This window comes from Pseudomonas monachiensis, assembly GCF_047345015.1.
In the GTDB taxonomy this organism is placed as follows: domain Bacteria; phylum Pseudomonadota; class Gammaproteobacteria; order Pseudomonadales; family Pseudomonadaceae; genus Aquipseudomonas; species Aquipseudomonas monachiensis.
Map to the genome: position 1 here is coordinate 1,200,881 of NZ_CP178857.1, position 12,209 is coordinate 1,213,089.

The window sequence follows — 12,209 nt, forward strand, 5'->3', positions numbered from 1 at the left end:
GCAGCAGCGGATAGGAATGCGGAGAAAGTAGATGAGCGCGCTCTATATGATTGTCGGCACCCTGGTCGCTCTGGGTGTGCTGGTTACCTTCCACGAGTTCGGCCATTTTTGGGTTGCGCGTCGCTGTGGGGTCAAGGTGCTGCGCTTCTCCGTAGGCTTCGGCATGCCTTTGCTGCGCTGGCATGACAAGCAGGGCACCGAATTTGTCGTCGCCGCCATCCCGTTGGGTGGCTACGTCAAGATGCTCGACGAGCGCGAAGGTGAAGTGCCGCTCGACCAGATCGACCAGTCCTTCAATCGCAAATCCGTTCGTCAGCGCATAGCCATCGTAGCGGCGGGGCCGATAGCCAACTTCCTGTTGGCATTGGTGTTCTTCTGGGCGTTGGCGATGCTCGGCAGCGAGCAGGTGCGTCCGGTCATCGGCGCTGTCGAGTCCGGCAGTATTGCAGCCAAGGCGGGTTTGAGCCCCGGCCAGGAAATCGTGGCCATTGATGGCGAGGCGACTTCCGGCTGGGCGGCGGTGAATCTGCAACTGGTGCGTCGCCTGGGCGAGAGCGGTTCATTGCAGGTATTGGTGCGCGAACAAGGCTCCACGACCGATTCTCCTCGTGAACTTGCGCTGGACAAATGGCTCAAAGGGGCTGATGAGCCCGATCCTATCCATTCATTGGGGATTCGTCCGTGGCGTCCGGCATTGCCGCCTGTCCTGGCCGAACTCGATCCAAAGGGGCCGGCTCAGGCTGCCGGCCTGAAGACTGGTGACCGGTTGCTGGCGCTTGATGGCCGTGCGCTGGATGACTGGCAGCAGGTTGTCGATACCGTCCGTAAGCATCCCGATACCAAAATCATGCTGCGGGTTGAGCGCGACGGTGCTCAAATCGACGTCCCTGTGACGCTTGCCGCTCGCGGCGAGAGCAAATCGCCCAGCGGTTATTTGGGGGCAGGGGTGAAAGCGATCGACTGGCCGCCGGAGATGATCCGCGAGGTCAGCTACGGGCCATTGGCAGCAATTGGCGAAGGGGCACGACGCACCTGGACCATGAGCGTGCTGACCCTCGATTCACTGAAGAAAATGTTGTTCGGTGAGCTCTCGGTAAAAAACTTGAGTGGACCGATAACCATTGCTAAAGTGGCGGGCGCTTCGGCCCAGTCGGGTGTTGCTGATTTCCTGAATTTCCTTGCTTATCTGAGTATTAGCTTGGGTGTTCTGAATTTGTTGCCCATTCCGGTACTGGATGGGGGGCATTTGTTGTTTTATCTGATCGAGTGGGTGCGTGGTCGTCCCTTGTCAGATCGGGTGCAAGGTTGGGGGATACAGATCGGCATCAGTTTGGTGATTGGGGTGATGTTGCTTGCTCTTGTCAATGATCTGGGTCGACTGTAACGCTTCGCTGAATTGCGAATCTGCCGCATTTTGCGGCAGTTTGTTTATTGCCAGTTGGAATAAGAAAGGACTTCATGAAACGTCTGCTGCTAACTGCGGTTCTCACCGTATTGATGATCGCCGAAGTTCACGCCGAGTCCTTCACTATCTCTGATATTCGCGTCAATGGCCTCCAGCGGGTCTCCGCGGGTAGCGTCTTTGGTGCTTTGCCGTTGAACGTCGGTGAACAGGCGGATGATCGTCGCCTGGTGGAATCCACTCGTGCGTTGTTCAAAACCGGTTTCTTTCAAGATATCCAGCTGGGCCGCGATGGCAACGTCCTGGTCATCACGGTAGTCGAGCGTCCGTCGGTCGCCAGTATCGAGATCGAAGGTAACAAGGCGATCTCTACCGAAGACTTGATGAAAGGCCTCAAACAATCCGGTCTGGCCGAAGGCGAGATCTTCCAGCGTGCCACCCTTGAAGGTGTGCGTAACGAACTGCAACGCCAGTACGTCGCCCAGGGTCGCTACTCGGCTACCGTCGACACCGAAGTGGTGCCACAGCCGCGTAACCGCGTCGGCCTGAAGGTCAACATCAACGAAGGCACCGTTGCGGCTATCCAGCACATCAACGTTGTGGGCAACACGGTTTTCCCTGATGAAGACCTGATCGACCTGTTCGAACTCAAGACCACCAACTGGTTGTCGTTCTTCAAGAACGACGACAAGTACGCCCGTGAGAAACTGTCCGGTGACCTGGAGCGCCTGCGTTCCTACTACCTGGACCGTGGCTATATCAACATGGATATCGCTTCGACCCAGGTCTCCATTACGCCGGACAAGAAGCACGTCTACATCACCGTCAACGTCAACGAAGGCGACAAGTACACCGTTCGTGACGTCAAGCTCAGCGGTGACCTGAAAGTCCCTGAAGACCAGGTCAAGTCCCTGCTGCTGGTGCAAAAAGGCCAGGTGTTCTCGCGCAAGCTGATGACCACCACCTCCGAACTGATCACCCGTCGCCTGGGGAACGAGGGTTACACCTTCGCCAACGTCAACGGCGTGCCTCAACCGCACGAAGAAGATCACACCGTAGACATCCTGTTCGCGGTCGATCCGGGCAAGCGTGCCTACGTGAACCGCATCAACTTCCGTGGCAACACCAAGTCCGAAGACGAAGTGCTGCGTCGTGAAATGCGCCAGATGGAAGGCGGCTGGGCTTCGACCTACCTGATCGATCAGTCCAAGACCCGTCTGGAACGTCTGGGCTTCTTCAAGGAAGTCAACGTTGAGACTCCGGCCGTGCCGGGTGTCGATGACCAGGTAGACGTCAACTACAGCGTTGAAGAACAAGCCTCCGGTTCGATTACCGCCAGCGTCGGTTTCGCCCAGAGCGCCGGTTTGATCCTCGGTGGTTCGATCACCCAGAACAACTTCCTGGGTACCGGTAACAAGGTCAGCGTCGGCTTGACCAAAAGCGAATACCAGACCCGCTATAACTTCGGTTTTGTCGACCCCTACTGGACCGCCGACGGCGTGAGCCTGGGTTACAACGCGTTCTACCGCACCACTGACTATGACGAACTCGATACCGACGTCGCCAGCTACGCCGTGGACAGCCTGGGTGCCGGTGTGAGTGTCGGTTATCCAATCAGCGAGACTTCGCGTCTGACCTTCGGCCTGAATGCGCAACAGGACACGATCAAGACTGGCGTTTACACCGTCGACGAGATCTTCGACTTCGTTAACCAGGAAGGCGACAAGTACCTGAACTTCAAGGCTTCGGCCGGTTGGTCCGAGTCCACCCTGAACAAAGGCGTTTTGGCGACTCGTGGTCACTCCCAAAGCTTGACGGCGGAAGTCACTGTGCCGGGTAGTGACTTGTCGTTCTTCAAACTCGACTACCGTGGTCAGTTGTTCCAGCCGCTGAGTGAAAACTACACCATGCGCCTGCACACCGAATTGGGTTATGGCGACGGCTACGGTTCGACCGAAGGCTTGCCATTCTATGAAAACTACTATGCTGGTGGTTTCAACTCGGTTCGTGGCTTCAAGGACAGTACACTGGGGCCGCGTAGTACTCCGAGCCGCGGCGCACTCGAAACGGGCAACCCGGGTACTCTTGCTGACCCGGACCAGGATCCACTGCCGTTCGGTGGTAACGTCCTGATCCAGGGTGGTGCAGAGATTCTGTTCCCGCTGCCGTTCGTCAAGGATCAACGATCCCTGCGTACTTCGGTATTCTGGGATGTGGGTAACGTATTCGACTCCAAATGCGAGCAGACGACCAACACCAACCCTGCGTCGAAGTCCAATACGCAGTGTAACGATGTCAGTCTGAGCAACATGGCCAGTTCTGTCGGTGTGGGAGTGACCTGGGTCACCGCACTGGGGCCTCTGAGTTTCGCCCTGGCCATGCCAGTCAAGAAACCGGATGACGCTGAAACTCAAGTGTTCCAATTCTCTCTCGGCCAGACGTTCTAAGCGTCTGACCCAAGATAACGACAATGAATTTTGTAGGAGTGCATCGTGCGTAAGTTGACTCAATTGGTTCTCCTGGCCAGCGTACTGGTCGCTGGTCCGGCGTTCGCCGACATGAAAATTGCTGTTCTGAACTATCAGATGGCTCTGCTGGAGTCCGACGCGGCCAAGAAATACGCCGTGGATGCCGAGAAGAAGTTCGGTCCTCAACTGACCAAGCTCAAGTCGCTGGAAACCAGCGCCAAGGGCATTCAGGATCGTCTGATGGCCGGTGGCGACAAAATGCAGCAGGGCGAGCGTGAGCGTCTGGAGCTTGAATTCAAGCAAAAGGCCCGTGACTTCCAGTTCCAGTCCAAGGAGCTGAACGAAGCCAAAGCCGTTGCCGACCGTGAAATGCTGAAGCAGCTCAAGCCGAAACTGGACAGCGCTGTGGAAGAAGTCATCAAGAAAGGTGCTTTTGACCTGGTCTTCGAGCGTGGCGCAGTGATTGATGTCAAACCTCAGTACGACATCACTCGCCAGGTTATCGAGCGCATGAATCAGCTGAAGTAACCCATGACCGTGACCATTAAGCTCGGCCAGCTGGCCGAGTTCCTCGGCGCCACGCTACGTGGCGACCCCGAGAAAGCAATTACTGGGCTAGCCACCTTGCAGGAGGCTGGCCCAGCTCAGTTGAGCTTTCTTGCAAACCCCCAATATCGCAAGTACCTGGCAGGCAGTCAGGCAGCAGCCCTGTTGCTCAAGGCCGCTGACGCCGAAGGTCATGGCGGGGATGTGCTGGTGGTGCCGGATCCGTATGCAGCCTACGCGCGTGTTTCTCACCTGTTCGATCCCAAGCCCAAGGCGGCAGCCGGGATTCATCCGACGGCGGTGATCGCGGCGGATGCGGTTGTCGACCCGGCGGCGAGTATCGGCGCTTTTGTGGTGATCGAAAGCGGTGCGCAGGTGGCAGCCGGTACGACTGTCGGCGCGCATTGCTTCATTGGCGCTCGCAGCGTGGTGGGCGAGGGTGGCTGGCTCGCGCCGCGAGTGACCTTGTATCACGACGTGCGCGTCGGCAAGCGTGTCGTCATTCAGTCCGGTGCGGTGCTCGGCGGCGAAGGCTTCGGTTTTGCCAATGAAAAAGGTATCTGGCAGAAAATCGCCCAGATCGGTGGTGTGCTGATCGGCGATGATGTTGAAATCGGCGTGAACACGGCTATAGATCGCGGTGCGTTGGCCGATACCGTCATCGGTAACGGCGTGAAGCTCGATAACCAGATTCAGATTGCCCACAACGTTCAGGTGGGCGATCACACCGCCATGGCGGCGTGCGTCGGGATCTCCGGCAGCACCAGAATCGGCAAGCATTGCATGCTCGCCGGTGGCGTAGGCCTGGTGGGACACATCGACATTTGCGACAACGTTTTCATTACCGGGATGACCATGGTGACCCACTCGATTACCGAGCCTGGCGCCTATTCTTCCGGTACGGCCATGCAGCCGGCAGCCGAGTGGCGCAAAAGCGCGGCACGTATCCGTCAGCTCGATGACATCGCGCGACGTCTGCGACAGCTGGAAAAGCAGGCAGGGGAAGTGACCCCTGACGGTAATGCTTCATCAGATGGCTGATACCATTTCCATATCAAGTGCGCGCAGTCGCTAGACTGCGTCCCTGATTTGCTAGTGGAGCGTGCGCCCGTCGCGCGCCCCCAATCTTTACATAGGCTTCCCCCCGAAATGATGGACATCAACGAGATTCGCGAATACCTGCCTCACCGTTACCCGTTCCTGCTGGTGGACCGGGTAGTGGAGCTGGATGTTGAAGGCAAGCGCATTCGTGCCTACAAGAATGTCAGCATCAACGAACCGTTCTTCAATGGTCACTTCCCTGCGCATCCAATCATGCCGGGCGTATTGATCATCGAGGCAATGGCTCAGGCTGCCGGAATCCTTGGTTTCAAAATGCTTGACGTGAAACCGGCCGACGGCACGCTCTATTACTTCGTCGGTTCCGACAAGCTGCGCTTCCGCCAGCCGGTATTGCCGGGTGATCAGTTGATCCTTGAAGCCAAGTTCATCAGCTGCAAGCGTCAGATCTGGAAGTTCGAATGCCAGGCTTCGGTCGATGGCAAGCCTGTCTGCTCGGCTGAGATCATCTGTGCGGAACGCAAGCTATGAGTTTGATTGACCCTCGTGCAATCATCGATCCGACAGCCGTTCTGGCTGACGGCGTCGAGGTCGGCCCGTGGTCGATCGTCGGCGCAGGTGTGGAAATCGGCGAGGGGACAGTCATCGGGCCGCACGTGATTCTCAAGGGCCCGACCCGAATCGGTAAGCACAATCGCATCTACCAGTTTTCCTCGGTGGGCGAAGATACACCTGACCTTAAGTACAAGGGCGAGGAAACCCGCCTGGTGATCGGTGATCACAACGTCATCCGTGAAGGCGTGACGATTCACCGTGGCACCATCCAGGACCGCTCGGAAACGACCCTGGGCGATCACAACCTGATCATGGCCTATGCCCACATCGGCCACGACAGCGTTATCGGCAACCACTGCATCCTGGTCAACAACACCGCACTGGCGGGCCATGTGCATGTGGAAGACTGGGCGATCCTCTCCGGTTTTACCCTGGTTCACCAGTATTGCCACATCGGCGCCCACAGCTTTTCAGGCATGGGTACGGCGATCGGCAAGGATGTTCCTGCCTATGTCACGGTGTTCGGCAACCCGGCTGAAGCCCGGAGCATGAACTTCGAGGGCATGCGCCGTCGGGGCTTCAGCGAAGATGCGATCCACGCGCTGCGTCGTGCCTACAAGATTGTCTACCGCCAGGGCCTGACCGTGGAGCAGGCGCTTGCCGAACTCGCCGAGCCTTCTGCGCAATTCCCGGAAGTAGCGGTGTTCCGCGACTCCATCCAGTCTTCGACTCGCGGCATCACTCGCTAACCATGGCCAATCTGCGTATTGCGCTGGTAGCGGGTGAAGCTTCCGGTGACATTCTGGGTGCGGGCCTCATGCGTGCGCTCAAGGCTCGTCACACTGCCGTCGAATTCATTGGTGTTGGCGGTCCGTTGATGCAGGCAGAAGGCCTGACCTCGTATTTTCCGATGGAACGTCTGTCCGTCATGGGCCTGGTGGAAGTGCTGGGCCGGTTGCGCGAGCTGCTTGCAAGGCGCAAGAAGCTGGTCGCCGACCTGATCGACGCGAAACCCGATGTGTTCATCGGTATCGACGCGCCCGACTTCAACCTCAATATCGAACTCAAGTTGCGCCAGGCCGGGATCAAGACCGTGCATTACGTCAGCCCGTCGGTCTGGGCCTGGCGGCAGAAACGCGTGCTGAAGATTCGCGAAGGCTGCGACCTGATGCTCACGCTGTTCCCGTTTGAAGCCAGATTCTACGAAGAGAAAGGCGTGCCGGTGCGGTTCGTCGGCCATACCCTGGCCGACGCCATTCCACTCCAGGCCGATCGCGCTGCTGCGCGGGCCGAACTTGGCTTGCCCGACGGGCCGCTGGTGGCGTTGATGCCCGGCAGCCGCGGCGGTGAAGTTGGCCGGCTCGGTGCGTTGTTTCTCGATACGGCCCAGCGCTTGCGTGCGCTGCGCCCGGGGGTGCGGTTTGTCATGCCTTGCGCCAGTGCGCAACGTCGTGCACAGCTGGAAGAACTGTTGGCCGGTCGCGATCTGCCGCTGACCCTGCTCAATGGCCAGTCTCATCTGGCCCTGGCAGCGTGCGATGCGGTGTTGATTGCCTCCGGCACTGCAACGCTTGAAGCGCTGCTGTACAAGCGGCCGATGGTGGTCGCCTATCGCCTGGCGCCGCTGACGTTCTGGATTCTCAAGCGCATGGTGAAAAGCCCCTATATTTCGTTGCCGAACCTGTTGGCCCAGCGTCTGCTGGTGCCCGAGTTGTTGCAGGACGATGCCACGGTCGAAGCGCTGGCCCAGACCTTGTCGCCGCTGATCGAGGGTGGCGAAGAGCAGACCCGCGGTTTTGACGAGATACACCGGACCCTGCGTCTGGATGCCTCCAACCAGGCTGCGGACGCAGTGCTGAACCTGATCGGCCAAGTAAAATGAGTAAACCGAATATGCAGATGGGGCTGGATTTCACCTTGGTCGCTGAAATCGAAGAGTTGGTTGCCGGTGTCGATGAAGTGGGTCGCGGCCCGCTCTGTGGCGCGGTGGTGACGGCGGCAGTGATCCTTGATCCGAATCGCCCGATCCTCGGCCTGAACGACTCGAAGAAACTCACCGAAGCCCGTCGCGAAAAGCTCTACGACGAAATCTGCGAAAAAGCCCTGAGCTGGTGCATCGCTCGCGCCGAGGTCGAAGAAATCGATGAGCTGAATATCCTGCACGCCACCATGCTGGCCATGCAGCGCGCGGTCGCCGGGCTGCACGTTCAGCCGAAGCTGGCGATGATCGACGGCAACCGTTGCCCGAAACTGCCGATGCGTTCCGAAGCCGTGGTCAAGGGCGATAGCAAGGTTCCCGCTATCGCCGCCGCATCGATCCTGGCCAAGGTCAGCCGTGATCGTGAAATGGCCGCATTCGAATTGATCTACCCGGGCTACGGCATTGGTGGGCACAAAGGCTACCCGACCCCCGTTCATCTGGAAGCGCTGGCACGGCTCGGGCCGACCCCGATTCATCGGCGTTCGTTTGCCCCGGTGCGTCTGGCGTATGAGGCGCTAGAGAGCGTCGTAGAGAGTTAGTCGCAAGGCTGATTTTTTTTACCAAGGCCCGGTACAATCCGGGCCTTGTTGTCTTCATGTTTACAGACAGGATCACTATGCCGGCTTCATTCGTTCACCTACGCCTGCACACTGAATACTCCCTGGTCGACGGTCTGGTGCGGATCAAACCGCTGGTCAAGACCCTGGTTGGCATGAACATGCCTGCCGTAGCGGTCACCGACCAGAACAACATGTGTTCCCTGGTCAAATTCTATAAAAACGCCATGGGTGCCGGGATCAAGCCGATCTGCGGCGCTGACCTGTGGCTGTCGAACAAGGATCCGGACAACCCGCTGAGCCGGATCAGCCTGCTGGTGATGAACGCCGAAGGCTATCGCAACCTTACCGAGCTGATTTCCCGCGGTTTCATCGATGGTCAGCGCAATGGCGCGGTCATCATCGAGCGCGAATGGGTTGCTGAAGCCAACTCGGGCTTGATCATGCTGTCGGCGGCCAAAGAAGGCGAGATCGGCCAGGCCATGCTCAGCGGCAACCCCGCCGAGGCCGAAACCCTGGCGCGGGAATGGATGGAAGTGTTTCCGGATCGTTTCTATCTGGAAATCCAGCGCACCAATCGCCCCAACGATGAAGAGCAGCTGCACGGCGCCGTGGCCCTGGCCGAGAAGCTCGGTGCGCCGCTGGTGGCGACCAACGATGTGCGCTTCATCAAGCAGGAAGACTTCGCCGCCCACGAAACCCGTGTGTGCATCGGTGAGGGCCGTGCCCTGGACGACCCGCGGCGTTCGAAGAACTACAGCGATCAGCAGTACCTCAAAAGCGCCAAGGAAATGGCCGAGCTGTTCAGCGACATTCCCGAGGCGCTGGAAAACACCGTCGAGATCGCCAAGCGCTGCAACATCGAAGTGAAACTGGGGACGCACTTCCTGCCCAACTTCCCGATCCCCGATGGCATGACCATCGACGAGTACTTCCGCAAGGTGTCCTTCGACGGCCTGGAAGAGCGCCTTAGTGTTCTGCTGCCCAAAGACACCACCGAAGACTACGAAGCCAAGCGTCAGGTCTATGTCGACCGACTGAATTTCGAACTGGATATCATCATCCAGATGGGGTTCCCCGGTTACTTCCTGATCGTGATGGACTTTATCCAGTGGGCCAAGAACAACGGCGTACCGGTAGGTCCTGGCCGGGGGTCGGGTGCCGGATCGCTGGTGGCCTACGTACAGAAGATCACCGACCTCGATCCGCTGGAATACGACCTGCTGTTCGAACGCTTCCTCAACCCGGAACGGGTATCGATGCCCGACTTCGACGTCGACTTCTGCATGGACGGTCGTGACCGGGTAATCGACTACGTAGCCGAGAAGTACGGCCGCAATGCCGTAAGCCAGATCATCACCTTCGGTTCCATGGCGGCGAAGGCTGTGGTCCGCGACGTGGCACGGGTGCAAGGCAAGTCCTATGGCCTGGCGGATCGTCTGTCGAAGATGATTCCGTTCGAAGTCGGCATGACCCTGGAAAAAGCCTATGAGCAGGAAGAGATCCTGCGCGACTTCATCAAGGTCGATGAAGAGGCCGCGGAAATCTGGGAGATGGCCCGCAAGCTCGAAGGCGTTGTGCGTAACGTCGGCAAGCACGCCGGTGGTGTGGTTATCGCGCCGACCAAGCTGACCGACTTCTCGCCGATCTATTGCGACGAAGCCGGTGACGGCCTGGTAACCCAGTTCGACAAGGATGACGTCGAGGCGGCTGGCCTGGTGAAGTTCGACTTCCTCGGCCTGCGAACGCTGACGATCATCGACTGGGCGCTGAAAACCATCAACCGCGACCGCGCCAAGGTCAACGAGCCGCCGCTCGACATCGCGTTCATCCCGCTGGACGACAAGCCGACTTACACACTGCTGCAAAAAGCCGAAACCACGGCGGTGTTCCAGCTTGAATCCCGCGGCATGAAAGAGCTGATCAAAAAGCTCAAGCCCGACTGCCTGGAAGACTTGATCGCACTGGTGGCGCTGTTCCGTCCGGGCCCGCTGCAATCGGGCATGGTGGACGACTTCATCAACCGTAAGCACGGTCGCGCCGAGTTGGCGTATCCGCACTCGGACTACCAGTACGAAGGCCTCAAGCCGGTACTGGCACCGACTTACGGCATCATCCTGTATCAAGAACAGGTGATGCAGATTGCCCAGGTCATGGCCGGTTACACCCTCGGTGGTGCGGACATGCTGCGTCGAGCCATGGGTAAGAAAAAACCCGAGGAAATGGCCAAGCAGCGCGGTGGCTTCATTGAAGGTTGCGCCACCAACAATATCGACGCGGACCTCGCCGGTAACATCTTCGACCTGGTGGAAAAGTTCGCCGGTTACGGCTTCAACAAATCCCACTCCGCCGCCTATGGCCTGGTGTCGTACCAGACCGCATGGCTGAAGGCGCACTACCCGGCGCCGTTCATGGCCGCGGTACTCTCGGCGGATATGCACAACACCGACAAGGTCGTGACCTTGATCGAAGAAGTGCGGACCATGAAGCTGCGTCTCGACGCGCCGGACGTGAACACGTCCGAATTCAAGTTCACGGTGAACGACGAAGGCCGGATCATTTACGGCCTGGGCGCCATCAAGGGCGTGGGTGAAGGCCCGGTCGAGGCGATCACCGAAGCGCGTCTGGCCGGTCCGTTCAAGGATCTGTTCGATTTCTGCGCACGGGTCGACCTCAAACGTATCAACAAGCGCACCCTCGACGGTTTGATCCGCAGTGGTGCACTGGATCGCCTCGGGCCGTATTTCCACGACGAGCAGAAAGCCTACCAGGCCAACATCGACCGCAATCGGGCGGTGCTGCTGACCGCCATGGAAGAGGCGATCAAGGCGGCCGAACAGACCGCGCGTACGCAGGACAGCGGTCACTCCGACCTGTTTGGCGGTCTGTTTGTCGAAGAAGACGCCGACGTCTACGCGAACCACCGCAAGGCCAAGGAACTGACCCTCAAGGAGCGCCTGAAAGGGGAGAAAGATACCCTCGGCCTGTACCTGACCGGTCACCCGATCGACGAATACGAAGGTGAAATCCGTCGCTTCGCCCGCCAGCGCATCATCGACCTGAAACCGGCGCGTGATACCCAGACTGTTGCCGGGATGATCATCGCCTTGCGGGTGATGAAGAACAAAAAGGGCGACAAGATGGGGTTCATCACCCTCGACGACCGCTCCGGAAGGATCGAGGCCTCGCTGTTTTCCGAAGCGTTCCATTCCGCGCAGTCGCTGTTGCAGACCGACGCGATGGTGGTGGTCGAAGGCGAAGTCAGCAACGATGACTTCTCCGGTGGCCTGAAGTTGCGGGTCAAGCGGGTGATGAGCATGGAGGATGCGCGTACCAATCTGGCCGAAAGCTTGCGCCTGAAGTTGCATGCCAAGGACCTCAAGGGCGATCAGCTACGTTGGCTGGGTGAACTGTTGAAGCGTCACCGCGGCGCGTGCCCGGTCACCATGGACTACACCAGCCCCGATGCGAAGGCCATGTTGCAGTTCGGCGAAGGCTGGCGAATCGATCCGGCGGATGCGTTGATTCAAGCCCTGCGTGACCAGTTCGGGCGAGACAACGTCTTCCTCCAATACCGTTGACGGTCAGTGCTATCAGATTGCCCTGACCTCGACCTGAATTTTTAATCTCGACCTCAACGC

9 protein-coding genes are annotated in these 12,209 nt (G+C 58.7%); all 9 read left to right on the plus strand.

Annotated elements, in window-relative coordinates; translation table 11 throughout:
- Positions 1-31: 31 nt before the first annotated feature.
- On the plus strand, positions 32-1,384 hold the full coding sequence (rseP, locus tag ACMDB8_RS05260) for a sigma E protease regulator RseP (protein WP_056720976.1): 1,353 nt from the start codon (positions 32-34) through the stop codon (positions 1,382-1,384).
- Between the two features lie 74 nt (positions 1,385-1,458).
- Positions 1,459-3,849 carry an outer membrane protein assembly factor BamA gene (gene bamA, locus ACMDB8_RS05265; protein ID WP_056720974.1) on the plus strand — a complete coding sequence of 797 codons (2,391 nt, stop codon included), beginning with the start codon at positions 1,459-1,461 and terminating at the stop codon, positions 3,847-3,849.
- 45 nt (positions 3,850-3,894) lie between these two features.
- On the plus strand, positions 3,895-4,398 hold the full coding sequence (locus ACMDB8_RS05270; RefSeq protein ID WP_056720972.1) for an OmpH family outer membrane protein: 504 nt from the start codon (positions 3,895-3,897) through the stop codon (positions 4,396-4,398).
- Positions 4,399-4,401: 3 nt separating this feature from the next.
- Positions 4,402-5,457 carry a UDP-3-O-(3-hydroxymyristoyl)glucosamine N-acyltransferase gene (lpxD, locus tag ACMDB8_RS05275; protein ID WP_056720970.1) on the plus strand — a complete coding sequence of 352 codons (1,056 nt, stop codon included), beginning with the start codon at positions 4,402-4,404 and terminating at the stop codon, positions 5,455-5,457.
- A gap of 108 nt (positions 5,458-5,565) precedes the next feature.
- Positions 5,566-6,006, plus strand: a complete 441-nt coding sequence (fabZ, locus tag ACMDB8_RS05280) for a 3-hydroxyacyl-ACP dehydratase FabZ (protein WP_007978374.1) — start codon at positions 5,566-5,568, stop codon at positions 6,004-6,006.
- Positions 6,003-6,779 carry an acyl-ACP--UDP-N-acetylglucosamine O-acyltransferase gene (gene lpxA / locus ACMDB8_RS05285; protein WP_056720968.1) on the plus strand — a complete coding sequence of 259 codons (777 nt, stop codon included), beginning with the start codon at positions 6,003-6,005 and terminating at the stop codon, positions 6,777-6,779. Before fabZ ends, lpxA begins: the two co-directional genes overlap by 4 nt.
- Before the next feature lie 2 nt (positions 6,780-6,781).
- Positions 6,782-7,912, plus strand: coding sequence for a lipid-A-disaccharide synthase (gene lpxB / locus ACMDB8_RS05290; RefSeq protein WP_409078242.1), 1,131 nt, complete (start codon positions 6,782-6,784; stop codon positions 7,910-7,912).
- Positions 7,913-7,923: 11 nt separating this feature from the next.
- Positions 7,924-8,550, plus strand: coding sequence for a ribonuclease HII (rnhB, locus tag ACMDB8_RS05295; protein ID WP_056720962.1), 627 nt, complete (start codon positions 7,924-7,926; stop codon positions 8,548-8,550).
- A 77-nt stretch (positions 8,551-8,627) separates the two neighbouring features.
- The gene (gene dnaE, locus ACMDB8_RS05300) at positions 8,628-12,149 is read left to right on the plus strand and encodes a DNA polymerase III subunit alpha (RefSeq protein WP_056720961.1); all 3,522 of its coding nucleotides are present in this window, start codon (positions 8,628-8,630) and stop codon (positions 12,147-12,149) included.
- Positions 12,150-12,209: the final 60 nt, after the last annotated feature.